The 25,156-nt window shown below is 60.9% G+C and carries 35 protein-coding genes; 7 read left to right on the top strand and 28 right to left on the bottom strand.

What is annotated here, in order from left to right:
* Positions 1-12: 12 nt before the first annotated feature.
* The 23 genes from AC5PZ0_RS24895 to AC5PZ0_RS24785 form a co-directional block, all read right to left on the bottom strand.
* Positions 13-309, bottom strand: a complete 297-nt coding sequence (locus AC5PZ0_RS24895; protein WP_493855929.1) for a phage tail assembly protein — start codon at positions 307-309, stop codon at positions 13-15.
* 45 nt (positions 310-354) lie between these two features.
* A complete protein-coding gene (locus AC5PZ0_RS24890) occupies positions 355-867 on the bottom strand; it encodes a phage major tail tube protein (protein ID WP_493855928.1) in 513 nt (170 codons plus the stop codon).
* 12 nt (positions 868-879) lie between these two features.
* Positions 880-2,049 (bottom strand): phage tail sheath subtilisin-like domain-containing protein, encoded by a 1,170-nt coding sequence (locus AC5PZ0_RS24885; protein ID WP_493855927.1) that lies wholly within the window; start codon positions 2,047-2,049, stop codon positions 880-882.
* 63 nt (positions 2,050-2,112) lie between these two features.
* On the bottom strand, positions 2,113-2,436 hold the full coding sequence (locus AC5PZ0_RS24880; RefSeq protein WP_493855926.1) for a hypothetical protein: 324 nt from the start codon (positions 2,434-2,436) through the stop codon (positions 2,113-2,115).
* 65 nt (positions 2,437-2,501) lie between these two features.
* Entirely contained in the window at positions 2,502-2,966 is a 465-nt protein-coding gene (locus tag AC5PZ0_RS24875) for a hypothetical protein (RefSeq protein WP_493855925.1), read from the bottom strand.
* Between the two features lie 9 nt (positions 2,967-2,975).
* On the bottom strand, positions 2,976-3,740 hold the full coding sequence (locus AC5PZ0_RS24870) for a hypothetical protein (RefSeq protein ID WP_493855924.1): 765 nt from the start codon (positions 3,738-3,740) through the stop codon (positions 2,976-2,978).
* Between the two features lie 6 nt (positions 3,741-3,746).
* Positions 3,747-4,613: a phage tail-collar fiber domain-containing protein gene (locus AC5PZ0_RS24865; protein ID WP_493855923.1), complete on the bottom strand. Its 867-nt coding sequence runs from the start codon at positions 4,611-4,613 to the stop codon at positions 3,747-3,749.
* Positions 4,610-5,332 (bottom strand): phage tail protein I, encoded by a 723-nt coding sequence (locus AC5PZ0_RS24860; RefSeq protein WP_493855922.1) that lies wholly within the window; start codon positions 5,330-5,332, stop codon positions 4,610-4,612. The genes AC5PZ0_RS24865 and AC5PZ0_RS24860 overlap by 4 nt, the downstream gene beginning before the upstream one ends.
* Complete coding sequence (locus tag AC5PZ0_RS24855) at positions 5,329-6,309, bottom strand: baseplate assembly protein (RefSeq protein ID WP_493855921.1); 981 nt, start codon at positions 6,307-6,309, stop codon at positions 5,329-5,331. Before AC5PZ0_RS24855 ends, AC5PZ0_RS24860 begins: the two co-directional genes overlap by 4 nt.
* Complete coding sequence (locus AC5PZ0_RS24850; RefSeq protein ID WP_493855920.1) at positions 6,306-6,632, bottom strand: GPW/gp25 family protein; 327 nt, start codon at positions 6,630-6,632, stop codon at positions 6,306-6,308. Before AC5PZ0_RS24850 ends, AC5PZ0_RS24855 begins: the two co-directional genes overlap by 4 nt.
* 2 nt (positions 6,633-6,634) lie before the next feature.
* The gene (locus AC5PZ0_RS24845; protein ID WP_493855919.1) at positions 6,635-6,883 is read right to left on the bottom strand and encodes a hypothetical protein; all 249 of its coding nucleotides are present in this window, start codon (positions 6,881-6,883) and stop codon (positions 6,635-6,637) included.
* 43 nt (positions 6,884-6,926) lie between these two features.
* Positions 6,927-7,550: a phage baseplate assembly protein V gene (locus tag AC5PZ0_RS24840; RefSeq protein WP_493855918.1), complete on the bottom strand. Its 624-nt coding sequence runs from the start codon at positions 7,548-7,550 to the stop codon at positions 6,927-6,929.
* On the bottom strand, positions 7,547-8,077 hold the full coding sequence (locus AC5PZ0_RS24835; RefSeq protein ID WP_493855917.1) for a hypothetical protein: 531 nt from the start codon (positions 8,075-8,077) through the stop codon (positions 7,547-7,549). The genes AC5PZ0_RS24840 and AC5PZ0_RS24835 overlap by 4 nt, the downstream gene beginning before the upstream one ends.
* On the bottom strand, positions 8,070-8,732 hold the full coding sequence (locus AC5PZ0_RS24830) for a hypothetical protein (protein ID WP_493855916.1): 663 nt from the start codon (positions 8,730-8,732) through the stop codon (positions 8,070-8,072). Before AC5PZ0_RS24830 ends, AC5PZ0_RS24835 begins: the two co-directional genes overlap by 8 nt.
* Entirely contained in the window at positions 8,729-9,043 is a 315-nt protein-coding gene (locus AC5PZ0_RS24825) for a head-tail joining protein (RefSeq protein ID WP_493855915.1), read from the bottom strand. Before AC5PZ0_RS24825 ends, AC5PZ0_RS24830 begins: the two co-directional genes overlap by 4 nt.
* A gap of 2 nt (positions 9,044-9,045) precedes the next feature.
* Positions 9,046-10,041: a major capsid protein gene (locus AC5PZ0_RS24820; RefSeq protein ID WP_232860920.1), complete on the bottom strand. Its 996-nt coding sequence runs from the start codon at positions 10,039-10,041 to the stop codon at positions 9,046-9,048.
* A gap of 61 nt (positions 10,042-10,102) precedes the next feature.
* Complete coding sequence (locus AC5PZ0_RS24815; RefSeq protein WP_493855914.1) at positions 10,103-10,450, bottom strand: head decoration protein; 348 nt, start codon at positions 10,448-10,450, stop codon at positions 10,103-10,105.
* A 2-nt stretch (positions 10,451-10,452) separates the two neighbouring features.
* Positions 10,453-11,619: a head maturation protease, ClpP-related gene (locus AC5PZ0_RS24810; RefSeq protein ID WP_493855913.1), complete on the bottom strand. Its 1,167-nt coding sequence runs from the start codon at positions 11,617-11,619 to the stop codon at positions 10,453-10,455.
* A complete protein-coding gene (locus AC5PZ0_RS24805) occupies positions 11,616-13,109 on the bottom strand; it encodes a phage portal protein (protein ID WP_493855912.1) in 1,494 nt (497 codons plus the stop codon). The genes AC5PZ0_RS24810 and AC5PZ0_RS24805 overlap by 4 nt, the downstream gene beginning before the upstream one ends.
* Positions 13,106-13,312 carry a phage head-tail joining protein gene (locus AC5PZ0_RS24800; protein WP_010953942.1) on the bottom strand — a complete coding sequence of 69 codons (207 nt, stop codon included), beginning with the start codon at positions 13,310-13,312 and terminating at the stop codon, positions 13,106-13,108. The genes AC5PZ0_RS24805 and AC5PZ0_RS24800 overlap by 4 nt, the downstream gene beginning before the upstream one ends.
* Position 13,313: 1 nt before the next feature.
* Entirely contained in the window at positions 13,314-15,350 is a 2,037-nt protein-coding gene (locus tag AC5PZ0_RS24795; protein WP_493855911.1) for a phage terminase large subunit family protein, read from the bottom strand.
* A 4-nt stretch (positions 15,351-15,354) separates the two neighbouring features.
* Positions 15,355-15,936, bottom strand: coding sequence for a terminase small subunit (locus tag AC5PZ0_RS24790; RefSeq protein WP_104835227.1), 582 nt, complete (start codon positions 15,934-15,936; stop codon positions 15,355-15,357).
* A gap of 143 nt (positions 15,937-16,079) precedes the next feature.
* Complete coding sequence (locus AC5PZ0_RS24785) at positions 16,080-16,427, bottom strand: phage holin family protein (RefSeq protein WP_493855910.1); 348 nt, start codon at positions 16,425-16,427, stop codon at positions 16,080-16,082.
* Positions 16,428-16,474: 47 nt separating this feature from the next.
* On the opposite strand from AC5PZ0_RS24785, the gene AC5PZ0_RS24780 reads away from it, so the two are divergent.
* Complete coding sequence (locus tag AC5PZ0_RS24780; RefSeq protein ID WP_209964667.1) at positions 16,475-16,846, top strand: hypothetical protein; 372 nt, start codon at positions 16,475-16,477, stop codon at positions 16,844-16,846.
* Positions 16,847-16,994: 148 nt separating this feature from the next.
* Here AC5PZ0_RS24780 and AC5PZ0_RS24775 read toward each other — a convergent pair whose 3' ends face one another.
* The 5 genes from AC5PZ0_RS24775 to AC5PZ0_RS24755 form a co-directional block, all read right to left on the bottom strand.
* Positions 16,995-17,543 (bottom strand): hypothetical protein, encoded by a 549-nt coding sequence (locus AC5PZ0_RS24775; protein WP_493855909.1) that lies wholly within the window; start codon positions 17,541-17,543, stop codon positions 16,995-16,997.
* A gap of 325 nt (positions 17,544-17,868) precedes the next feature.
* Entirely contained in the window at positions 17,869-20,622 is a 2,754-nt protein-coding gene (locus AC5PZ0_RS24770; protein WP_493855908.1) for a bifunctional DNA primase/polymerase, read from the bottom strand.
* Complete coding sequence (locus AC5PZ0_RS24765) at positions 20,619-20,804, bottom strand: TraR/DksA C4-type zinc finger protein (RefSeq protein WP_371920890.1); 186 nt, start codon at positions 20,802-20,804, stop codon at positions 20,619-20,621. The genes AC5PZ0_RS24770 and AC5PZ0_RS24765 overlap by 4 nt, the downstream gene beginning before the upstream one ends.
* Positions 20,805-20,823: 19 nt before the next feature.
* A complete protein-coding gene (locus AC5PZ0_RS24760; RefSeq protein WP_061203477.1) occupies positions 20,824-21,312 on the bottom strand; it encodes a phage regulatory CII family protein in 489 nt (162 codons plus the stop codon).
* 129 nt (positions 21,313-21,441) lie between these two features.
* Entirely contained in the window at positions 21,442-21,666 is a 225-nt protein-coding gene (locus AC5PZ0_RS24755; protein ID WP_016485750.1) for a transcriptional regulator, read from the bottom strand.
* A 97-nt stretch (positions 21,667-21,763) separates the two neighbouring features.
* Here AC5PZ0_RS24755 and AC5PZ0_RS24750 point away from each other — a divergent pair, with 97 nt between their 5' ends.
* The 6 genes from AC5PZ0_RS24750 to AC5PZ0_RS24725 all read left to right on the top strand — a co-directional run bounded on the left by AC5PZ0_RS24750 (position 21,764) and on the right by AC5PZ0_RS24725 (position 24,750).
* Positions 21,764-22,468, top strand: a complete 705-nt coding sequence (locus tag AC5PZ0_RS24750; protein ID WP_016485749.1) for a LexA family transcriptional regulator — start codon at positions 21,764-21,766, stop codon at positions 22,466-22,468.
* Between the two features lie 304 nt (positions 22,469-22,772).
* Complete coding sequence (locus tag AC5PZ0_RS24745) at positions 22,773-23,282, top strand: hypothetical protein (protein ID WP_493855907.1); 510 nt, start codon at positions 22,773-22,775, stop codon at positions 23,280-23,282.
* The gene (locus tag AC5PZ0_RS24740; protein WP_493855906.1) at positions 23,279-23,527 is read left to right on the top strand and encodes a pyocin activator PrtN family protein; all 249 of its coding nucleotides are present in this window, start codon (positions 23,279-23,281) and stop codon (positions 23,525-23,527) included. Before AC5PZ0_RS24745 ends, AC5PZ0_RS24740 begins: the two co-directional genes overlap by 4 nt.
* Before the next feature lie 85 nt (positions 23,528-23,612).
* A complete protein-coding gene (locus tag AC5PZ0_RS24735; RefSeq protein WP_493855905.1) occupies positions 23,613-24,110 on the top strand; it encodes a hypothetical protein in 498 nt (165 codons plus the stop codon).
* Positions 24,107-24,490, top strand: coding sequence for a hypothetical protein (locus tag AC5PZ0_RS24730; RefSeq protein WP_284397050.1), 384 nt, complete (start codon positions 24,107-24,109; stop codon positions 24,488-24,490). Before AC5PZ0_RS24735 ends, AC5PZ0_RS24730 begins: the two co-directional genes overlap by 4 nt.
* Entirely contained in the window at positions 24,487-24,750 is a 264-nt protein-coding gene (locus tag AC5PZ0_RS24725; RefSeq protein ID WP_284397048.1) for a pyocin activator PrtN family protein, read from the top strand. The genes AC5PZ0_RS24730 and AC5PZ0_RS24725 overlap by 4 nt, the downstream gene beginning before the upstream one ends.
* Positions 24,751-25,156: the final 406 nt, after the last annotated feature.

Raw genomic sequence — 25,156 nt, 5'->3', positions numbered from 1 at the left:
TGCACGGCAGGATCAAAACTCGTCGTCTCGCACCAGAAAGGTGTAACCCGTCGCTACCCGGTTGTAATCCTTGTACGCCAGGCCTTCCAGGTCCCTGACGCCAACCTCGGCCAGCGAGGCGAACAGGTTCAGCTCGCGCTGCTCGTCGTCGCCGTCCGCAGTCCGGGTCGAGTTGCGGATATCGCGCACGGTTGGAGCACGCAGGGTGATGTTGTCGCATTTGATGCCGTTCAGCTCGACCGGCTTGGACAAGGCAATGGTGACGCTTTCAGCGGTCAGGGTAATGAACTTCGGCAGCGGCTTGCTCATGGTTTTGTATCCTTGATTTGGAAGATTGAGTGGAGTGATTAGGAATCAAGACAGGCCAAGGTCGCGGCGCTGGCTAGCCAGCTGGTCGACGCCGTTGATCACACGGGTCATGCCAACCGGGTCGATCTCGTAAATGACCTCGCCGCCGACTTCGAGCTTGTAGTAGGTCACGGCAATGGCGTGCTTGAGTTCGGCCTTGTCGCCGGCCTTCCAGTCACCCATGTCGATCTCTTTGAGCGTGCCGCGCAAGGTAACGATGACCGGCTTGGTTTCCCCCTTCTGGATCTTGTAGGTGCCACGGAACACACCGTTGAAAGCATTACCGTCGGCCAGGCCGAAAAACTTCAGCGATTCCTTGCGCTGGCCGGTGGTGGTGAAGTTGGCTTCCATCTTCTCCATGCCCATGTCCAGCTCGATGGGGATATCCATCCCGCCGGCACGGTGCTCCTCGGTCTTGAGCGTGAGCTTGGGCAGGGTCAGGTTGGGGACGTCGCCGTTAAAGCTGATGCCATCCACGAACAGGTTCAGGTTGGCCAGTGTTTCTGGAATCATTGCCATGTGATGCGCTCCTTAGGCGGCTTGGTCGAGGACTTCGGTCAACCACTGGTTGGTGATTTCGACGCGGAAATTGGGGTTTTCAGCCGGCGGAACGTCGGTAAAGCGGATGTTCCAATACACCTTGCCCTGCTCCAGCGCGCTGACTGTGTTGAGGGCCTGGTCGGCGTAGACTTCAAAGTTGATGATTGCGCCCTGGGCTTTCAGGTCGCGCATGAAGGACTGCAGGCCCTCGGTTACGTCGCGGACGTAGGTCGAGGTGATCGCGCGGTCAACCGCCCACTTGTGGCCGTACAGAATCGCGTCCATGACCATGTCCATGGTCCGCACGCGAGTGACAAACGCCCACTTGGTATCGCTCGACAGCGTGCGGTTGCCCCACAGGCGGAAACCGTCGTCGCGGATGATGGTCGCGATATTGGCGTTGTTGAGCAGATTGGCCCGGCAGGTCTCGTCGCCGTCCAGGTACTCGATGGCGCGGCCGGTACCGGTGATGCCGACGAACTCCTTGTTCGATGGCGAGGCCCAGAAACCGTATTCGCTGTCGGTGTAGGCAAACACGCCAGCGGCCCAGGCCGACGCCGGTGCATCGACAGTCGCATTGGCCGTGCTGTCCCACTGCTGCACACCCGGATCGACCATGTACAGACGCTTGGAGCCGAACAGCTTGGCATAGGTAGTAGCCGCCTCGTCGGTGGTACCAGGCCCGTCGATGATGGCGATAGCACGCAGCTTGGCCGCAATCGAATCCATGGCAGTGGCCACCGCCTGGGTCGCACTGTGCTTGGGCGCCACGATGATGCGCGGCTGGGCGTTGAAACGGCTCTTGCCGTCGAGCAGCGCCTGCAGCCCGGTACGCCTGCCATTGGCCTGCACTCCACCAATGATCGCCGAGGTCTGTGCTGCAGCGTCGGCGCCCTTGGCCACACCGGTGGCGACAATGACCGCCTTGGAGCGAGCATAGATAGCCTGGCAGGCCTTGGTGATAGCAGCCGTTGCGCCAAAGGCGGCAATCGCCTCGTTCTCGCTGGTGATCAACACCACGTCACCGACCTTGGCCGACACGTTCGCGCCCTCGGTAAAGGTGTCCACCAAGCCAATGATCGAGGACGACGGCAGCGAGAGATTGCGCGCGCCGGCGTCGATGTTCGTTACGGTAACGCCGTGAAAGAAGTTTGCAGCCATTTGAAACTCCAGAATGCACAGGGCCGCGTCATGCGCGGCCCGAGGATGGGAGAAATGAAACCGTCAGCGCTGCAGGATCTGCAGCACCTGGACCAGCAGCGCCACGATCAGGCAGGCCACCAGGGGATAGAGGAAGTCGAGGCGCCCGTCAGGCGTCCATCGCCAGATACGCAGGCCGTCGTACCAGCGCAGATTGGCCAGGTGCACCGACTCGGCGTGCGCCAGGTTGCGCTCGCCGTGGGTGTACTCGCGGCCAGCGAAAAAGAAGATGCCGGCAGCGGCGCCGGCCCAGTGGCCAGCCGGTACGCCCAGCAGGGCCAGGCCGCCCCACAGGACAGCCATGATCAGCAAAGCCGCAAGGACATGCTCAAGGTGGGTTCGGTTCATACGTGCCCTCCAGGCACAAAAAAAGCCGCATGGCGGCCTTGGGTGGTCAGTGGATTAAGGAGGTGTCAGACGGGACCGCCGACCCCGTCAATGCTGGCTTGGATGGTGGCAATGGCCTCGTCGGCGATGGCTTCCATGGCGACATGGCTAGGCGCCTTGAGCAGGTCCTGCTTGCCCTTGAGGCGTGCGGCACGGATCGCGTACAGGGCCAACTGCCAGGCCTGCGCCTTGGCCAGAATGCTCTCGGTGGCGGCCTGGGCGTCGAGGTCGGCGGCATCCATCCAGGCCTGCACACTGGGCGGGGCCTCGCCAGTGTAGTTGGCTTGGGCAAATGCCTCGGCCTCCGTGGCGGCGGTCTGGTGCTCCAGGGCGCGCAGGGTATCGCCGGCAAGAACACGGCGCGCCGCATCCGCAGCCTGGTCGACCTGCTCGCTTGCGGCCACCCGCGCGGCGCCGAGAGGTAAGGCAGCGAAGTCGAAGCCAACATACTGCTGGCCGTTGTAGATGACGTTGATTTCAGCGGTTTTCATGAGGGGTCCTTACAGGGTGGCCAGGTTGGTGAGAATACGGGTTAGCGTCTTGACGTCAGTGCCGGCGGCGATACCGTCGATATAGCGGCCAGCGAAGTCGCTCGGGAAACTCACGGCGCCGCAGCCCAGGGCAACGCACGACGACGGCGCACTGACGAGGTAGCCCACGAAGTCGGCGGCCTTCTGCACGGTTACGGCGTTCATCTGAATACCCATCAGCGGCGGCACCGAGAAACTGCCGTAGGTACGCAGGAAGCTGTTCATGCGGTTAGACACCACGGTCGGGGTGACACCCAGCGGCGATGGCAGGGAAATGGTCAGGCCGCGCAGCTCGATGTTGGAGGCCTGCCGCTGCAGCGCGAAGCCACCAAGGCGGGTCTCCAGCGGGCTTTGAGGGTTGGCTGGGTCGGACAACTGCTGGAAATACTTGACTCGCAGGACCTCGACGCCAGTGGCGCCGCTGACCACGACCACCGCGCAGGTGCAGTTGACCTGACGGTTCAGGTCGTAGTCTTTCAGCAGGTAGATGTTGCACAAGCCCGACGACGGGGTCGCCGCAATGGCTCGCTCAATGGTCTTGAACGGCGCGGCCAGGGTGCCCGCGTTGGTGTCCAGACCGATCACCGGGTCAACGTACCAGTCGCGAGTGGTTTCAGGGACGGCGGCGATAGCGGCGTTTACAGCCGACTCGATGCCGGCTTTCTTGGTGTTGAAGTAGTTCAGCAGCGCACGGGTTTCGGTGGTCAGGTTGGCTACTTCGGATTCGAGACTCATGGGGTTTTAAGCTCCGTGGATTTGTGTAACGACTAGGGTCTGCAGCGCAACAGTGGCTGCAGCATTGGAAACGATTGCGCTTAGCAGGCCCTCGCGGTCAGAGTCTTGACGCTGCTCGGCGGCCTTCATGCGCAGCAACAGGTTGGCGATCTGCTCGCCGGCAATGCGCTGCAGCTCAGCCTCGGCGTCGGCCGCATCCTGCTGTTTCAGAGCGCGCAATTGCTCCGCGACCAAGGTGGCGCCCTGAGTGGCATTCAGCTCGGCGAACATTTCGCGGTCGGCATCCTGGCGCCGCTCGGCCGCCTTCATGCGCGGCGTCAGGTCGTTGATCTGCTCGCCGGCAATGCGCAGCTTTTCCGTCGCCTGCTCAATCGCATCACCGCGCTTCAAGCCGCGCAGTTGCTCGGCGATCAACGCCGCCGCTTCGGCCGCCAGCGGCTCGGCAAGGCTCAGACTCAAGCCCGCCTCACCGCTGACGATGGTCACGCTATTGGCCGGCAGCGCGGCCAGCGACAGGTCGTAAGCCAGTAGCACGTCGGTATTGGCCGACTTGTAGGTCAGCGCCTCGGTGGGGTGCGACCAGACCGCCAGCAACGTGCCGTCGCTCAGCAGAAAGCCGACCTCACGCACCCAAAATGCCCGTGCGCCATCGGCCAGCGCGGTCAGGTGCAACAGCGTGCTGCTCAGGCGCTCGCCACCGCTGATAGGGTATTTGGCCACCTGGTTAACCAGGCTTTTCTGCCCATCGTCGGGCGTGTAGCCCGTGCTGCCCAGGGCGATATGGGTGATCTGCGCCGCGATACCGGTGTTGTCGGCGCGCAGGATGGCCGCAAGGCCCGCCTTGGTGATCACAGGTTGTAACGGTGTACTCATTGCACAGCCTCCATCAGCACCCGCAGCACTGCCCGCACACGGGTAGCACAGGCGACCTGCAGGCCTGATTCAGCGTTGATGGGGATGCCTTGCGCCTCGACAAGATGCCGAGACAGGCACCGCGTATTGGCGGCGTTGGCCAGCAACAGGCCCTGCTCAAAGAGCGGCATGGGGACCGACTGGGCCTCGACCAAGCGCCGCTGCAGCGCCCGACCGCGCGAAGCGTTGGCCACCAATAGACCACCATCGAAGCGCGCCCCCAGGCGAAAGTCGTAGTGGCTGCGCTCGTTCTTCGCCGCGTCGATCAGGGCGCGCAAGCGCTCTCCCAACTGCGGCGAAATAATCGAGCCCTCCCCCTCGCGGTTCTCATTCGCCCAGGCCGTGACCTGGAACGTATACGGCGCCGCGTTCGGGATCTGGTGCCACTCCTTGAAATCCGCATTGACCCGCACCGCCCTCAGCACGCGCCGGATTGCGCCGACGGTGCCCTTGGTTTTGTGCACAGGAATCGCCTCGCGGATCAGCTCGCGGCGCTGGGGGTCGGTGTTGGCCGCTTCCCACCCCTCCACCTTCCAAGCCCAACCGAGCCAAGGGAGGAAGTTGGGCGGGCAGCGCGTCGAGTCGGCGACGCCCCGAATGATTTCCGGGTCAATGCCCTGCTCGCTGGCCGCCTCCAGCGAACGCTCCAGCAACGTGGCGTTCTGCGGCAACAGGCTCACATTGCCACCTGTGTGGTCAGCGAGATTGACGTGCAGTTGGGGTAATGCCGCTTATCGCACACCACCCCGTCGGCCGGGTGGGTTAGGTCCACCTTGCTGATGCCCGTTACGTGTAACGCCGCGTAGATGGCCGAAAGCGGCAGCTGACCCTCCAGACGCCTCGCTTCGGCGATCGCCGCATCCAGACCTTGCCGGGCCGAGGCTTTGACCACTGCCGGGTCCGGCCCTGCCTCCACATGCAGGACAGCCTGCACCTTGAAGTCACTGGGTGCTCCGTTCTGCACACGCGGGCGGTCTGTAATCGGCCGCACGCTCTCAGCAGAGAGCGCCGCCTGGACCGTGGCCACCAGCTGGTCGGCCGGCGTGGTACTGACCGCTGCCGCCAGAATGGCCAGTGACACGTCACCGGGCAGCGGACTGACCAAGCCGGCGTCGTAGTTGCAGACCACCACCATGGCGCCATCCGGCAGCAACGCCTTGGCCTCGGCGCTGACCGGCACCCCGGAAAACCGAGGGGAATCCACCGAGACATGCACCAGGTCAGCCGATGAACTCAGCGCGTGGTACTCGTAAGCCCCGCTGCTGCCGGCGACCGACAGCGCTTCCAGTGACAGCCGCGTGCGGTAGCGCAGCGCCTCGTCACCTTCCATCAACGCAGCCACAGGCGGCACCGCATCGGGGTCGGCGGCACGGATGGTCAGCCGCTCGACACCATAGTCAGCCGCCCGGTTGTCCAGGTCGGCCCCCTTGGCATAGGCCAGCGTGCTGGCCTTGGCCGCCGCGTTGACCCGCGCGCGCATCAGCATTTCCCGGTAGGCCATGACCTCCATCAGCTTGACCACCGGGTCGGACTCCAACAGCGCCGTCCACTGGTCGCCCATGTGAGCCCGAAAGATACTCAGCACGTCCTGATACAGCGTCTCAAACTCCAGGGTTTCCACCACGTCGGGCGGGGGCAGCAAAGAAAGATCGATCATGCGCTTACCTCCAGTACGGCAGCGTTGCCCAGGTACTCACCCGTCAGCTGCAGGGTGATCTGGCCGCCGACCACTGCCGTCACCCGGACCCGCTCAAGCTTCAAGCGCGGCTCCCAGCGGACCATCGAGCGCGCCACTTCCGCCTGCACGGCGCTTTTCCAGCCTTCGTTGACCGGCAGGTCGACAAAGCGCCGAAGGTTGCTGCCATAGTCAGGCCGCATGCGGCGACTACCCAAGGGCGTGGTCAGGATGTCCTCAATCGACTGTCGCAGGTGATCGAGGCCCGTCAGTGGCTGGCCGGTTCGCCGGTCCAGGCCAATCATGGTTAGCCGGCCAGCCGCTGCAGGTCGGCATGGCCGCCCAGGAACGCCAGCGCTTCGTCGTCGTCGCCCTGGACGGTCACGCGGTGGGCCAGCACCTTGAACTCGCGCAGGTCGTCACCGGCCTGCAGGAACAACGAGCGCGAGGCATAGGCGCTGTCGGTGAAGGTCACGCCAGCCGGCGTGACAGGCACTGTCGCGGAGCCGGCCGCATCCGTTGCCGCGTCGTCCACAGCGGTTTTCTTGGTCGCCATAAGGCAATGCTCCAGATACGAAAAAGCCCGCGATAGCGGGCTGTCAGTGTTTGTGGTTTGGCGTGTTGCCGGTGGTGTCGATGATGCTTCCCAGGCCGAGGATATTGCCCGCGACCGTCAACTGGCCACTGATCATGACGTTGCCCTGCAGGGTGATCATGGTTGCCTTGGCCGTGATGGCCTGCGCCTCGGCAATGATGGTTTGGGCCTTGGCGCTGATCGCAGTCGACTCGGCGGTGATCGCGTCGTCGGTCACCACCACCTTACTGCTGCCGACCTCGATGTTGACCGTGCCGGTGGGCAACTTGATGGTGTAGCTATTTGCCGCCCAGTCGTAGACCAGAGACCCGCCATCATCGAACCGCCAGACCTCGACATGGTCGCGGTTGTCCGGTTGGGCGCCGGCATTGCCATACAGCCCAGGAATGAACGTGCCCTGCGCCGGCTCGCCGCTCGGACTCACCAGCAAGCCCTGCTCGCCCATGCTCGGCGCACGCCAGTGGCGGGCCTTGCCGGCGGCCACGGCATGCCAGCGCACCCAGGCGCTGGTCCAGTCGCCGCCGTCAGTAACCCGCACCTTGGCGTCGACCAGGTCGACAGCCACGACGTAACAAGGGATCACCACACCAGCCAGCATGCGGTCGTGCTCGGCGCTGGCATAGCTCATGCCATGGCCTCAGGCGACTGGTACAGCCCCTCATTGCCCGGTCCGCTGTCAGGATCAAAGGCGATCACCAGCGGGCCGGGCTCTCGGGGCCACGGCCACTCCTCCTCCCCGAGATAGATCACCTGGGTCCATTCAACCACCCAGACTGCGTAACTATCCAGTTCTGGCCGGCTCCAGTCCCGCTCTGCCCTCACGAACTGAGCGAACTCAACCGCTAAGTCCCAGGACTGCATCCGTAGCAGAACGACCAGTTGGGCCGCAGCGAACGCGACCACGTGCAAGCAATTGGGTACCTCCGCCCCAACGATCACACGTGCCTCGAAGCGAGCATCAACGGCGACTTCCCCTGTACCCGGGTCCTTGTCCGCACTCTCAAGGCCTGCCAACTCCAGCACTACTGCTGGCATGGGCACGATGTCGATCCCATCCGGCATGGTGCCAACATAGGAGAGGCCGGGGATGGCTTCACTTATGTGTTGCTCAATCGCCGCGTAGATCCCAGCGAGGGGTATTGGGTCATCAACCATTGCCTGTTCTCCGCAAATACTTCTGCAGTTCAAAGTTCAGCTCTTGCTCAAGGACCACCTTCAACCGTTCGTGAGCCCGGTTAGTCCAGGCTTCGAAGTGAGGTCGAACGTCATCGAGCGAGATCTTTGCCTTCGCCAGCGGGAAGCGACTGTCGTTCTCCGAAACCCAGCCGGACCGTCGCCCACCCCCACCAGAGACTTCGCTATCCGGATAGTCGGCAGCATCGAAGTGCTTGCTGGCTGTGCGAATCCAGATATCGGGCTTGCCCCCGTATACCTGCCGGTAGAACGCTCCCTCATACCGACGCCCAGCCACCGACACACCTGTCCGGGTTTGGCGAGGACGACCAGCGCGACTGGCTTCGATTGGACGAATACCGAACCACAGCTTGCCTTGCCCATTGCTGCCCATCGGGAAAGCCTTGAGCCGCTGCCTCACAGCCGCGATGGCGATTCGCTCTTGTCGTCCCACCTCACGCGCAACCTGACCGCGAAGCCAACGAAGCGTCTTGTTAATAGCTCGTAGCTGAGCGGCAGCCATAGCCTTGGGCACCAGCTTGGCAAAGTCCTCGAAGCCTTTAACGTCTTGCGGGCTCATCTGCAGGGTCAGCAGCCCTGAACTGGCTGACAACTTATGGTAGCTGCCGACACTCATGGTGTTTTCCTCAGGACAAGCGTCACCAGGCCGTCACCGCCTGGCTCTGTGCGCGTGATGATGTAGCTGCCACCACCGTCCTCGGGCGGCAGATTGACTACCACGCTCTGCCGCGTATCGACACCTGCGTTATCGCCGACGCGGATGACCAGGTGCGGCTCACGCAGGCCGGTATTGATCTGGCCGAGCTTGGGCTGCAGCCACGGCGCCGAAAACATGCCGAGAACCTCGCGACCTTCGATATGCGCAAGATCGCCCAGGACATCGAACACCACCTCGTCGACGTCATCGATCAGGTCGCGAAAAGCCATCGTCAACGCTTCAGGCGGATGATTGCGCGGGGACGAGTGACCAGGTGCAGCGGATTCGACTGCGCCTCACCGTCTACGCCCTTCTTGAATGGCATCATTTCCAACTGGCTGTAGTAAGGCAGCCCCTCGGTATTGACCGTGTCCATGTAGTCGGCCGGCGCGAAACGGGTGATGCACAGGCCGGGTACGCCCTCTGGCACAAGACGGGCCTCGTCATCCGGCACGAAGGAAATGCCGCCCACCTTGCCGCGATAGCGTTCCCAGGTAATGCCGCCGAACTCGAATGCTTCGCGACCATCGGCACGCAGCGCAGCAGCGTATTGTGTACCTTCATAGGTCTTCTTAACGCTTTGATGCGAGATCAGCGCCCGCCAGAAGTTCTTGCCGCAGAACGCTCGCGCACCGTTGCTGGTCGTGGCCCCCAGCGCCTCCTCCTGAGCATCCAGTGCGTCCACACACTTCACCCGAACATCGGTGCCTGCGGTAGCCAACTCCATCTCGATCTCAATCGGTTCGAGTCCGAAACGATCATAGATATTGAGTAGTTCCGTACGGCCGTCCGCATCCAGAACGACGCCGTTCAGAGCGCCCATGCGATGAAACTCATGGGTTGCGTCCAGTTGGCGACGGGCCTTCGCCAAACGCTTGTTGACGACGTCCTGCACTGCCTGCAGCTCGGTTTGCTCACCGAAAGCACGAATGCCCTGGATCTCATCCGCCTTGATGGCAAAGCGCTCAGGGAGATGCACGGTATTGAAGGGCAACAGGATCCGCTTGCTGCCGTTGACCACCAGCCCCGAGGAACCACGCTCACCGGATGGCACCAACGCCAAGGTCTCGCCGTCCTTTTCTACCTGGACAGTCACCGTGGTGACGCCCTCCTCCTCGAACAGCCCCAGCTCGGCCAAGCGCCCTGGCACGAATGGTTGCTCGTTGATCGCAGCGGTCAGCGCTGGGACGGTGAATGCGTTGTCTTCAAAAATATCAATTTCGGCCATGAGCCACTCCAAAAAATGCAAAACCCCGCACAAGGCGGGGCTGGGGTGAAAGGGGTCGCTATTAGCGAACGATGATGAACTGGGCCGCCAGGGCCTTCTCACCATCAGGATCGAGGCCGGTCAGCAATGCTTCGCTCACTTCTGCCAGGCGTACGACAGCACGCCCACGGCGCACCACATCCGAGGACGCGACAGAAGCAAACAGGATGCACTTGGCCGTTTCGCTGCCGTCCTCGGCTTCAGGGCTGTACGGGGTGAACTGCCCGCTGGCAGTGAGCTGACCGAGCACCTGGCCAGCCACCAGGGCATCGCCAGGAGGCAGCTCGATCACTTCGCGGGATATCTTGCCTGCGCCCTCGGACAACAGGAATTCACCGGCATGGACCGGCTCTACGTAGGTTTTGCTCATGTTCAGGCTCCTTGGCCGGTGCGGGATTGTGTGGCCTGCCGACGGGCAGCCCAGATGCTGCTGGGATTGGGTGATTTCGCCTGGACCTTCTCGGGCAGGTCATCAGCAGGCGGCAGGCTGTTGTCGATCTCGAACCCCTTCCCGCCACCGACCAGTTTGTCGAACAACCGCGCCCGCACGGCCGTTGCGTCCAAGCCGGCCTGGACGAACTCAGCGGTCATCTCGGGCAAGCGGGCTGCAACGCAGAGATCCCGTACCGACTTGGCACGGGTCAGTGCTGCCTGCACGGTGGCTTCGTCCGCGAGCTTGGTCGATGCAATCAGCGGCTCGACTAGGTTGCTGATCCCCGCCTTGCTGCAGGCCTGGGTGATCATCAAGGCTAAAGCTGCTGAGTCGCTTGCGTTCGGCGCAGGGGGAGCAGGCTCGCTTTCGGGTTCGGGATCAACCGGCTCGGTCACCCCATCCTTACTGGCCTTGAGCTGATCCAACAGCGCTTGCGGGGTGTTGCGGTAACGCGCCATAGCCGCGCCCTGCCCAAGGCAAGCCTGAACCTTGACGCCATTACCGACCTCATCAGCCAGCCCCAGAGCCACGGCCTCCGAGGCCGTGAGCCAGCTTTCGTCATTAACCAGACGTCTCAGCTCCGCGTCATCGATGTTCGGAGCCTTGGCCTTATAGGCTGCAATCATTGCCTCGAAGGCCTGATCGAGCACGTCCGCCACCCGACGAAGATCCTCGGCATCACCACCAACCCAGGTGTACGGGTTATGGATCATCAGCATGGCATTCGATGCCATGACCACGCGGTGAGCGCCGCAGACAGCCACGCTGCCTGCACTAGCGGCCAAGGCATCGACTCGGCCGGTACAACGCTCACCCAAGCGGCTCAGCGCATTGTGGATGGCAAGACCCTCGAACAAGTCGCCGCCGTTGGTGTTGAAGGCCACTACAATCGGCGAGGTGCCATCGTCAATCGCCTTGAGGTCCTGGATGAACTGGTTGGCAGTAATGCCCCAGGCACCAATCTCGCCGTAAACATAGACCTCAATGACCTTCGCGCCGGCGTCACCCTCCGCCGCCGCTGATGTGATCGAATACCAATGCCCATCCTCGACCTGCGGGAGGGCCTTGGCCTTGTTGAAGATGCGAAACGGCATCAACGGTTTCATCTTTTCCCCTTCTCGTCGGAATCATCCGACTCGTCATCGATTGCCGACAAGCCGTTGTATTTGAGGCCCAATCCATGCGCCCGAGCGATGTCGGCGGCGTTCTCTTCGTCCACGATCTCAGCGTCGGTACCCGAGCGCAGGCACATCTCGCTGCGGGAGGTGAACCCTGCCGCAACTTCGAGCATGCGCGCCTGCACATCCTGAACTGGCTGGATATAGGCCCAGCCCTGTGGCACCCACCGCGTCCGCAGGTACTGGCGGCGGTTCAGGGTGTAATCCACCAGGTCCAGCGCGCCGGCCAGCACCGCCATGTCCATCCAGGCCGCCCGCACCGGGCGACAGAGCTGGTGGACGTAGACTGAGAACTGCAGCTGCTCCAGTCGGCGGCGAAACTCGTTCAGCACCACCCGGATGACACGGTCGTTAACGCCGCGCATATCGCCGGTCATCAGTTCGTAAGGCAGACCCGCTCCAGCGGAGGCAGCCATCAGCTGCTGCCGCATAAAGTCGGGGTAGTTGTTGCCGCCGTCGGGCGGGTCGGAGAATTCGACCTGCTCGCCCGGCCCCAGCTCCTGCATCGTGCCGGGCTCCAGTGCCACCATTGGAGTGAAGGCATCACGGTCATGAACAACCGCTCCGCCGGTGATCATGTCCATTGGCGGGCCACCCAGCCCATCGGGCGCCGGTTTGCGAACAAAGCCGGCGAACAAGTTGGCCACTTCCTGCCGGAAGAGCACCGCGTCGTCGTAGTTGTCCAGGCTGCGCAGGCGCTTGAGGATCGGCGCCAGTCGGGGAACACCACGCAATTGGCCGGGCTCCAACGGCTCGAAGATGTGCAACATCTGATCGGCCGGGACACGCACAAGTGGGTTGTAACCGGCGTTCAGCGAAGCCTTGTCGCTGGGATGGTTGCGGTAGCACCAGTAGGCCACCCTACGGCCAATACCATTGAACTCGATACCGGCACGGATGGTGTTGCCGGTGCGCGTCACCTCGAATTTGTCGTGTGGCACGAACTCCGGCGCGAGACATTGAACCTGCAGCGGCACCGCCAGGCCATCCTCCAGCCTGCGTGGCCGCAAGCGCACGAAACATTCGCCAGACTGCTCAACGGTGCGCGCCACCAGGGCTTGCTGCCCGTAGAAGTCGGTGCGATCGTCGGCGTCCGACTCGTCCACCCAGTCCTCCCACAGCTCCTGCATGGCTTTGCGCAGGGCCTTGTCGAGCAACCGTGGCTGCGGCGTGATACCGGTGCCGATCAGATTGCTGACCCGTTTATCAATAACGTTGGCCGCATACGGGTCATTGCGTACCGCAGCCCGCGAACGTGACCGCAGATTGCGAAGGGCCGGCATAATCAGGCTGTTGGGGCCAGTATCCGGGGCGTCCCAGCCAGAAGAGCGCCGACCTTCGGCGGCACCCTCATAGCTGGCCTTGATCCGCTCGGGCACCAGAAGCCCCGAACGCGTGGAGATGTAGCGGCCGCTCACAGCCCCTTACCCCCATGGTAAAGCCGAACCACGCGGGAACGCGGGCCAGCGGACTGGGACAGTTCGGTGCGGATCAGGTCACGGGCCTTGATCAGCTCGTCTACCGTCCGATACTCCACGGTGCGGTCGCTGTAACGAACAACCCGTTCGCCACGCGCAATCGCACGCTCGACGGCCGCAAGGTGTGCCTGGGTATATGCCATGTCAGCGTCTCTTCAGATAGCCGCTGCTAGAGCTGCGGCGTTGCATTGATTGAGGGGCCGGGCGAGGCGGCGGTGGAGTGGAGCGTGGAGCGGGCCGAGCTGGTGGCGATGTCGCTGAAACAGATTCTTCGTCCGGCTCATCGTCGTCATCGTGTCGGTGCTCAATGATCGGTGGCTTCGCAGGTGACGGCTCATCAAACAGACTCGCCTGAGCCAGCGCCTGGCGCAGCTTGTCCCAGTCCTGCTCGCCATAGCGATGCAGCCCGAGGTAATAGGCCATGGACAAGTTGTACACTTGGAGGTCCAGCGCTTCGTTGCGGTCGGCCTTGCCCTTGACCCACTCGATTCGCTTGTACCCTTTCACATAACGGGCGATCTTTCGTTCCGCCACGCACTGCTGGAAGAACTCGTCGGGAAGGTCCTTGGCGAAGTGCACCGCACCGGGACCCGACTCGAAGCTGTAGCGGTTGTAGATCCAGTCCTTGGCGGTATCAGTACCAATCAGCCACAACTCGGCGCCGTTGCGTTCGGTCTGACCCTTCCAGGTGACATCCACCAGCGAGGGGCGCTGGGCGATTACCGGCTTGCCCGGTTTACTCGCCCCCTTAAGCGCAAAGACGTTGCGCCAGCGGCGCACACGGCAGAACTGATACACCTCGTGAGTGTGATGACCACCGGAGTCAATGCCCGTGGCCAGAATGCCCAGGGCAACGCCGCAAGGATGGCGGTATCTAGCCTTCAGCAGCTCATCAAGCAAATCCCATGTCCGCTGGTCTGCTGGGTCACCAGGTATAACCTGGAAGTCAACAACCCAGCGCTCCATCCCGACGCCCCAGCCGATAACCATCACCTCCAAGCGATTGGCCTGGACGTCAACAGAGCAGGTCAGAACCAATACGCCAACGGTAAGGGTGCCGAGCACATAGTTTTCTTGCAGCGCTCTCGCCTGCAGAACCTCGGCTTTGGTTTGCTCGACCGCACTGTCCCAAACCTTGGCCAAGCGGGTGTTGTAGAACACCTGCATGGGCTCAAGGTCGCCTCGATCCTGAGCGCGCTTGGCCTTCTCAAATTGCTTGGCCAGATCAGCCCATGAGGTCCAACCAAGCGGGGCATACAGAGCGTTGAGGTGGAAACCAACTGTTTCCCCATCGCCCTTGGCGTGCGAACGCCACTCCCCCTGGGCGAGCATCTCACCCTTGTGGTGCTCTTCGATCAGCACATCGCAATCGGGCGAGGAGCACTTGTAGTGGACGGTCTGGAAATCAGCCGAGTACAGCAGACGCTCCCACTCCAGCACCTGCATGTGACCGCAGGCTGGACAGGGCACGTAGTAATATCGCTGGTCGCTCGTCTCGAACAGATCGGCGATGCGTGAAGCACCCTTGATAGTCGGCGAGCTGGAGAAATAAAACTTGGCATTGCGTCCAAAGGTACTGCCCCGCGTCTCCGCTAGATCGACAGGATCACCCTCTTCATCGACATCCACGTCCCAACGGTCGATCTCATCGCCGTAGATGTATCGAGCAGCCAGCTCGGCCAGGTTGGAGGCCGAGCCAGCTGTGGTCGCATACAGCGTGCCGCCCTCGAACTCTTTGGTATCCATGGTGTTGCGAGCATCCCGTGATCGGGAGGCTGCCACTCGCTCTTTCAACTCTGGAGTCGCGGCGATGGTCTTACCGATCCGCGCCGACACCCGCTTGGCCAAGGCCAGGCTAGGAAGCAGCGTCAGGATGTTGGACGGCGCCATGTGGATCAGCGCCCCAATCCAGTTGAGGGCGATCTGCGTTTTCATCAGCTGCGAAGCGACCATGGTAATGACGCGCTTGCAGGGGTGCGCTGGGGAGAGGCAGCGCATGGGTTCACGGGCATAAGGCGTCCGTGCTGTGCGGTATTTGCCGGGCTCGGCTGCGCCGGTATCACGCGGGATCCGCATGTACTCGTCAGACCATTCATCCACCCACAATTGAGGGTCAGGCTTCAGCCCACGGCCATACGCTTCGCGGTACACCTTTGCACCGTCCGCGTATCCGGAGGGCATAGGCTCAGCTCTGTGTTATGGCTTGCTTAAGATCGGCGCCGCTCATCTTCGCCGCATCTTCAAAGACTTGGCGGAACGCGCCCGTAAGGCGTTTTTCGATTTCCCAGGAGTCGCTCATACCCGCCAGTTCTGCGGCGAGCTGCGGAGCAAGGCCGAACACCAGGTCCCGAAGCGTACGGCCAGCAGCGAAGGCGGCATCCTCTACAGACTTGCGCTCGACCAAGTTGCCCTGGACCTTGTTGAACTCAGCCTCGGCGAGCTGGGCAAGGTAGTACTCGCGATGCGCCCTCGCCTTCTGGAAGTCCAGCCCCTTGCCTGGCTGCTGAACCAGTGGCTGCACCGCAGGTGTATCGCCGCCTGGTTGAAGATGGCTGCGCACATCACGCTCGACCCGGTTTTCTTCATGCCGGGCAGCGACGGCAGCCTTGCTCGGGTCGGCGGACTCTGCCAGCAGCGCCTCTGTGGCTTCGACGTCGACCTTGCCGTCGGCGGAGAGCACCAAGCGGTCCTGGCTGGCCAGTTTGGAAACGTAGGATTTCGACCACCCGCGTCGGGCGGCGAACTCCGATTTGGTCAGATGCTGCATGCTGAAATGTCCAGTTCACCCAATAAACTCAAGGGGTTAACCAGTTCACCGCAGTTCACTAAGCTGGTGAACCACCCGCTAACGAAGAAGCGCGGGTTTCCTGCCCCGTACTCAGGCCATGTCGCCAGGGTCCCCGGCATGCCCTATTCCACCTCCCCTGCTCGGGCCCTGGACATTTCACATACGCCCAAGCGTTTCGCGGCCCAACGCTCGTATAAGCCAATGGCTACATCGGCACCGGCCATTGCGGTCAGACACCCAATACCGCCGGCCGTCCAGATCGACATGCCCGCCGAGTAGAGCAGCATGATGGTCGATAGTCCGCAGACGATGCATGCCCCGGATCGCAATGCGATTCGGCGGATCAAAGGCCAGCCTCGAACTCCTGCTTTGTCAGCACGCCACATCTCACCAGAAACGCCACCCACCAACGAAATCACAATGACAAGCCATAGAGGCATATCGATCAGGGCGTGTTGCTCATTAGTCATCAGAGACTCCACTATTGGTTTTTTAAGATCTGAAAGCAGGGAAGAGGATGAACAGTATTACGTTCGTGATGAGCTTACTTGGAGCACTCGGCTCCATCGGAGGAATAGTCGGAGGGTTAGCCACTTGGGTGGCACTGCCCCCTGATAAGCGTATAGAGCTTAAGAACCACATAGCTGCATTCTGGGCTCATTCATTCAAAGCACTGGTAGTGATAGGAGCTTTGCTCACTGCTGGAGCAAACGTCCGAGAGATCTATCTTTTCACCGTCGCTGAGACAGCCCCTTCAAGAGGCGAGATCGTCTTTTTGATCATCACTTGCTGGAACGCATTGATCTATTTCGCATCGGGCGTTGCCCTGTTCACGTTGTGGCGTAAAGAAGTTCACCCGCGCGATTTCCCAATGGACTCACAGACCTAAATTCTTTAAGTGCACTTACGATGAACCCCGCCATTTGGCAGGGTTCATTCGAGCTATGCCTAAGCGCATTTTTGATATCGTGACGCCTTTGTACATGCCACCGGAAAAACCGAAAAGGGGCTATTTTCGGTTCGTCGCAATGTGGTGGCTAAGTAGCGTCGATGTTGCTCACAAGTCGCATAGTCACCCGACGAACGGTTTGCTCACGTACCCGTCCAGCCCTCGCTGCCAAGATGGCAAAGACCTGCAAGTGCATGGCCTTAATCCAGTTCCGGTAGGTTCGGTCGGCGTCCTCAGCCAGCCCAACCTCGCGCATCTGCTCCCGTACCGTTGCTCCATGCAGGTAGCGAAGGTGTGCCAGCTTGGCCAGGATTGCCCCTCGCCCATCACGCCGCTCCAGCTGGACTACCGCTGCGTCGACTTCTGCTGCTGCGTGATCAAGACCAGCACCACCGACCAAGATGCGCGACCCTGACGATCCACCACGCGGTGCGGCGCCCTTCCATTCCATGATGCTGCCCATCTGGCTACCAAGGCTGGCTTCCAGCCCAAGCTGTGCTCGGCGCTCCCCCCAATGCTTCATCAGCTCTCCGATCAGGCGCAGGCGCTCGGCTTGATCGATGAGCTGCGCCATTTCGACCTGGTGAAGCATGAGCTGCACCTGGCTTTGTGTGCGCAATTCCTGATCTTTCGTCATTGCCCGCCCTCCCCAAGCAGTACCCAACAAATATTTAGCCAACCCAACACAAGCCCAACACACTCGAAACCCAATAAATTCAATGGATTAGATCTATCCGTGTTGAGTGTGTTGGGTGTGTTGGGTTTTTCAGGGTTCACGTAGAGATTTCTTACCCCCCCGATACCGCTGTTAGAAAAAAAACGCGTGCGCGCGCGCGTGCGAAAACCCAACACACCCAACACACACTCCCGCAGCGCCAAGGAATTCGGGGCTTTGAACTGTGTTGGCTTGCCAGAACCAACCCAACAACAACCCAACACACCCAACACACTTACCGGCGTAATCATGCTGCAAGCCTCTTGATGTGGTCCCAACCGTCCACGCTCCATCCCGCTAGCTTGGCTCGAGCACGCCACTCGACGACGTTCTTGCCCAGCTCGGCCGACTTCATGGATGGGGGCAGGGAAGGATCACCGTCGCTGGGGAAGAAGAACGCCGCAAAACGCCGCGCGCTGCCATCCGTCCAGGGGATAGCGCGTGTCTTCTCCACCTTCGCACTGAGCATCAGCGAGAACTTGGTGTGGCTCATTGCGTTCTCTTTGTTGTGAGAGCACCACTCAAGGAACATGGCGTACACATCCGAAGTCAGGCAGCACCCCCATAGGCCGTGCCCGAGTTCGCCTGCTCGCCAGAGATAGAAGAAGGTTTGCCAGGCAGTGCGGCTCAGCTCAACCAACCGCTGACGGGCTTCTGTTCTGGGCGGGCGTGTGCGCTGGTTAAAGTCACCGAGGTCTACATCCAGCAGCCAGCCGTACAGGGCCGCTACCCCGCCGTTGGCCAGCTCTCTGGCAATCGCCTTCTGCCGCTCGGCAGGCAAGGTCTCCAGGGGCCACATCACCAGCATTCGGCGATCATCTTCGCTGATCGGCCACGGCATGATCTCGTTACTGAGAAACGCCGAGTTCATGTGGTTGGCCTCCTCCCAACCGTTGATGAACTTCGACTCCATTCGGACCGTCTTGCCGGTGATCATGTGCTTAATCTTGCCGACCTGGTTGTAGCGTTGGTCGCGGCTGACGACTTCTTCGAAGACGGCCCACAGCTTGCCGCTCTGCCAAGCGTTGAAGTTACCTTCCAGCTGCGTCTGCCCAACCGTGGCGCCGTAACGACCGTAGAGCTCACCCATGATGTCCGCGAACAGCAAGCTCTTGCCCGAGCCTTCCATGGTGGAATGGAACAGGATCGCGGTATCCATCTTCGCCCCCATGTTCTGCAGCGGATAGGCGAGCCAGTTCACCAGCCACTCCAGCGCCTCAGCGTCATGGTTGCAGAGGAACGAGATCAGCCAGCGCAAGTTCTCACAGGCGGCGGCGTCCCGCACCGGCTGATGGGGTAAGCCCTCGAAGGTGTTGATGTAAATAGCTGGATCCTTGGTCATCGTCGGGTCGAACACGATATGGTCGACATCAACCACTCGACGATTCGGACTGTTCAGCCAGAGTTGATAGGCATCGCCCAGCGCCATCTTGACGCTCCCCTCGGGTAGACGACGCTTCTTCTCCCGGTCCCAAGCCTCTTTGGTACCGTCGATGTAGACATAGCGATCCAGCGGGTCGAGATTCAGGGCCCCACCCTTCTTGCTCGACATCTTGCGGCCCTGTTCGAGCTCCCTGACCTGCTCGGCGGAGACCAACTTCTTGTCAGTCCTCTCCATCCATTGTTTCGCAAGGGGCTTGCCGACCAGCGCCTCAAAGCCTGATCGCTTCATCGACTGCCCTTTGTCCATGTCCCACACATTCGTGGTGCCTTCGACCAGGGCAAATCGGCGCATAGCACTCTTCAGTACCAGGCCCTCTCCCCCTGCCCCCCCATCGGCCGAGGAGCCAGCCGAGCTGGCAACGGTCGGAACGCTAGTGTCAGGCTGGACAGCTGCATCAGCAGCGGTTCCGCCGTGCCCGGCCTGCTCGACCATCGTTGGGGCACGGGGAAGTTCGCCCAGCGGCGGCGGCGCAGGCGGACGTGACTTGGCATCGATGCCGAGAATCTCCGCAGCCGCCCTAGTCGCTGCACGCTGGTCACCGTTGTGCACCAAGATGCAGAAGACGTCGAAGGCATCGTTTTTGTGTCCGTTGGCCAGCGGGTCCGAGGTATGGTGCGAATAGAGTTTGTGATCCGTGATGCTCACGCCCGGCAGCCCCGAGCTGCTTTGCGGACACAACCACTTCCCGCCCACACGCTTATAGCCATGAGCCTCAATGATCGTGGCGATGTCATGGCGGCGGTTGAACTCGGGGATCACCTCTGGCAGTGAGTCGCCCGATCGGGCGACTACAGGCCTCGGCATGGTGGCTGGTCGAGCCGACGTGACCTGCTTAGGTCGCCACGGGCAAAGCGCCTCTCCTGTCGGCTTGAAATCTTCCCACCCTTGCCAGATAGCCAGCAGCTCAGGCGGCAGCTCAGGGAGACCCTTTGCATCTGGTGCATTACGCCACGTATACGGCTTACCGGTGCCAGGGTGGATGGATGGCGGCAGCACGTCCTGCACCAGGCCGGCGCGCAACTCGAACACTGTGAGCTTCTTGAACGGTTCAGCCGCCAAGCGGAAAGCGGCCTCACGGGCCGCGTCCTTCTGTTCAATAGCGGCCCTAACTTGAACCATGAGCCCTTTATGGATAGTTCCATCGGGGTCATTTTGATTTGGCCACACCAAAGCGTGTTTCTTCAGTTCCACGCCGTCGGGGACGCGAAAGATGATGCGGAAGCGCGCGGGATTGCCCACCGAGGTCGGGTAGGCAGCAGCGAGCGCGTCGACGTCGAGGCCATGCGTCTGCTGCAAAACCAACCGCGTAAACTCGACATCATCAACATCCAGCGAGCAGACGTTACTTGGCCCAAGCACAACACCAAGGTTGTGGCTCGGGTTAGCCTTCCAGAACTGATCGGCACTCGCGGTATCAGTGAAGTAGCCACCAGGCCTGTTCCAGCCGTCACCCGTCGGCCCCTTTTTGCCCGGCTCGATGGGGACCAGGGCAAGACCGAAGGTTTCAATGTAACGCCGCGCCCAATCAGCTGTGGTAGGAGTTGGGCGCTCGCTCATCTGCGGCGCTCCCGCAACTCTTGGCAACTGATGCAAGTTTCGCAGCCCTGCACCAGTTGCTGCCGCTTCAGAGGGATAGCTTCACCACAGTCATCACAGAACTGGGCGCTTGGCTTAACGGGGCGGTTCGCATGCCGCCGAAGCGCAGCCTGCAGCAAGTACTCGGCCTGTTCGCTGGCCATGTCCAACGGATCGGGAATGTTAGCCATTGCAACGATCCTCCATCGCCTGGCGCGCACCGGCCATGATGGAAAGCACCTGGCGGATAACATCCATCCCCCGTTGCTCCAGGTCCAGAACCTCTGCCGGAGTCCAGACGTTGTCGGAGGCCCCATCGTGCAGACTACCTACGAACTCACCCGACTCCTCAAGGAGCTTGGCGACCGCCTTCAGTGCATCATTCGTTGCCGGTACCGGCTCAGGGCGATACCAAACGGCTCCTGCCGGACGGACCAAGGCGTCGAGCAGGCGCGGATCCGCGGTCCACTGCACGATCTCTTCCAGCTCATCAGGGGTTGGCCAACGGCGCTCTTCGTTGTGGTGAAGCTTCTTCTGCAGGGTATCCACCTCAAGCCCCATGTCGAAGGCCAGCTTGGTGATACCACCGCGATAATCACGACCTGCGCGATAAAGCGCCTGCCGCAAGGTGAGGACCGGGCCAGCGCCCGGCAATAGATCGATGCGACTCATAACCGTAAAACCTCGATTTACGGTGTAGTCACAGGAACAGGTAAGACCTATCCTACAACCACGACCGATGTGCTGTGCTGTGCGTCGTCGTCGCTGGACTGGGGAGGTGAGAGGCCCCGGTCCAGCACCTTAATTTCTGGCTTTTCTCAAGTAGGCCCAATCGATATCGGGCCGCATCACTTCACAACGGATCACTCCGTTCGTTTCCCGGTCCAGGCTTACAGCCAAGCCGGCGCTCGCACGACGATTCCCATAAGCCACTTGTTTCAGCTGGCCTGCAGACGTCCCGCAGCGGCGTGCAAAGGCCGCAAGCCCTTCCTTGTCCATCGTTTTCAAGTAGTCGCTAAGCGTCATACACACCTCCATTGGCGGCGAGATTAGCAATTGCTAATCAGCAAAACAATAGCATCTTGTAATTTACTGTTTGCTAACGGAAAGCAATCATCACCGGATGGATATCAACGAAAGGCGTATCGCCTCCCTCCGCAAGATCATGGGGACCATGAGCCAGAAGGAATTTGCCGAGGCTCATGACCTGGACGCGTCGTATCTGTCGCAACTGTTGAACGGCCATCGCAAGCTGGGGGAGAAGGCTGCGCTCAATCTAGAGCTCAAGATCGGGCTTACTGCAGGGACGCTAACCTCTCCACAACCGGAGGGTCCCACTCACAAAGCCCCGGATAACGTTGTTCAGCTCTCGGCGCGAGCCACCAAAGACAAGAACTTCGTCCTGATCCCGTACCTCGACATTGCGGCATCGATGGGGCATGGCAAGGCAGCCCCCTATATGCACATTGAAGTGATCCGCGACATGACCGTGCACCTCGACTGGCTGAGGATGCAGGGCCTCACGTTCTCTAAGGTCGACAACCTGGCGATCATCTCTGGCAACGGCGACAGCATGACTGGGACGTTTGCAGATGGTGACGCGCTGCTGGTTGACCGAGGAATCACCGAGGTCAAAACAGACGCCATCTACGTCTTCACACTGGACGGAGATCTATACATCAAGCGCCTGCAGCGGCTTACAGGCGGACAGCTGAGAATGATCTCGGACAACCCGATTTATCCTCCCATCACCATCGACCTATCGATGATCGACCGCATGCATATTCAGGCCCGCGTGCTGCTCGCCTGGAACGCTAAAAAGCTCTAACGCTCACCTCTTTCCGCAGGTACCGGCCATCAGGCAGGTACTGCTATGTCAAAAATATTTAGCATTTGCTATTGCCGTGTATTTTAGCTTTTGCTAATTTCGACCCGTGTCACCCTCTCACGTAAAGGACACGGACCATGAGATCAGCACAGCACAAAGGACCGGGAACGGTTCTGATCCACCCCACAGCCTGCAGCAGCTTGCAGAAAATCCTGGCATTCCAGCGCCGTACCGGCTTGCAGCTGGTCATCACCGAGGCCGGTACCATTCAGGCCGTCCCCTCGCCATGCGTAGGGGGTGCAGCATGAGCGAATACACCCTCTCCCTGAAGCGAGTGATGCTGCTGCAAAAGACACTGGAAGACGGCGGCACTACTACCTGCCCGCTGCGACGACCAGAAACGACGATGGACGCGGAGATTGAAGTCGAGAACGACAGCCAGGCCCACCGCCTGAGCGTTCGCTTTGGCCCGCTCACCAGCTCGATCACGCTCAAGCGTGGCGACTCTGCCAAGTACATGGCCCTGCGGGACTTTCTCCAAGACGTGGCGAACGGCCGAACCGAATCTGGCCAACTCTCGCAGGAAGACATCGACTTGAGGGAGGCGCTAGACAGCGTAAACACCGTCATCCGCGCCGATCAGATCGCCTACATCACCGCCACCACCAACCCTGAGCTACCGGTTGGTGCAGTAGTGACCAATGACTTGGGCGAGATCTGCGCAGCCGCCACCGGCACTTGCAAAGAGCACCTCGCTCAAATCATTCGCACCCAGCTCAGGCCCGCCCAAGAGGGGCTCGGGGAGCGCGCATGAGCAGCACGCTGGAGCAATTGCGCAGCCAGTGGAGCACGCCCTGCCCCACTTTGACGGCTGTAAGGGAGCACTACTTCTCCCACATCGGGACTGACCGCCGCTTCCGGGAGCTGATCAATAAAGGCCAGATCAAGTTGAAGCTCAAGAAGCTGCACAACTCGGCAAAGGCACAACACGTGATCTACCTCCACGACCTAGCCGAGTACCTCGACCGCCAGGCGGAAGAGACGCAGCAGTCGGCTTAAACCAGACGGCCCCGGTCTACAGGGGCAATCAGCTCGCCGTCGACCTCTCACTTATACCGATGGCGGGCAGTTCGGAGCACAGCACATGCAAACCTACCAATACGCACTCAGCGCCGGGATCGTCTTACTCTTCGTCTTGGCGATCCTGCCCTACTTGCTCGCTGCAGCTCGTCGCGGGGCACATGAAGAAGGCAAGGAAATTGCCTTGGCGGAACGCAACGCCACACATGCCCAGCGGCTCAGAACGCTGAACGAAGAACTGGCAGAACTCGCCGTACAACGCGAAGCCGATCATCGCAAGCACCTCAAGACCGTGGCAAAGCTCAAGCTCACCATCAGCGAGCTCGAGGAGCGAATCATGTCCTACACGGGCATGCCGGTGACCAGGGCCGATTACGAGCTGCTGACAAAGGTCGGCGAAACACTGCAGCTCGCTCATCGCACCATGAAAGCCTTGAAGTCGGATCAGCAGGCGAGCCTGGCTACAGCACAGGCGCTCAGTGTCGATTCGCTCGCCAAGCGCATTCACGCCCAGTTGCGCGGCACCCCAGCTACGGCATCGACTGCGGAGGCTGCAGCATGACCACCGTTATCCAACGAAGCGGCGTCGTTGATGGCCGCATAACCACGCACAAGCATCTCTGGGAAACAGTGGACCCCTACGACGGCGGTTATCACATCTGCAAGAAGTGCAAATTCGGCTCTCAAGGCGAGCGCCTTACGACACCTTGCCCCGTATCCGACGCCGAGTATCACGCCGTCGCTTGGCTCGGCCAGGCCGGGCTGTACCGAACTCGGTTTGAGGCCGTGCGCAACTTCGAGCAGTCCGTAGCGCCGGTTACCGCGGGCGAGTTGTTCAACCTTGCCAGCAAGCAGGTGCTAAGCCAGCTCAGTGAGGGTCGGCAATCCGCTCGACCCAGCAGCGCAGAGCCAAATTCGCAGCAACAGGAGGGCCTTGCGTGAACACAGCCTTTGTTTTAATGGCGCAGTACAACGGCACGGCGATCATCTCGCTCGAACAGGTATGCGCTGACTACTTCACGCACCTCACGCCGCTCGTATTCCAGCGCAAGGTGCTGGCCGGGGAGATCAAGCTGCCAATCACCCGACTTGAATCGAGTCAGAAGAGCGCCCGAGGCATACACATAGCCGATCTGGCTCTCTACTTGGACCAGCAGCGGGACGCTGCGCGCAAAGAGTGTGCGCAATTGAATAAGAGGTAACGGGCAGGTGGATACGAAGATTACACCTACTTGATCAGCATCAGCCTACGCACAGAACATCTGGGTGCAACCCAACCTTCTACTCAGTCGAATTCGCCTCAGTCACCTTGCATCGATAGCCGCGTACAGTCGGCGGCTATCGCCCCGCCTTCTCAAATCACCTGGGCCTGAAATACGGAAATGCGCAAATCCATTACGCCCAAAGCGAAGTGGAGTAAGCGCAAAGGTTTCCTTCGCAGTTTCCAATGCGGCTTTCCCGCGCATAGCCACCCCTGGCAACCGCCTACGTTTCATGTCCCGATAGCTTGCCAAGCGATTCAAAAAGCTTATATGGTTAGGAACCAGTAGCTACCCTTGCCCCCCAAATCACCAGTAGTTCCGACCATTCCATTGAGATTGCAGGGAT

The sequence above is a fragment of the Pseudomonas sp. 5.2 genome (genome assembly GCF_059025405.1).
This window is presented reverse-complemented; position numbering and strand designations above follow the sequence as displayed.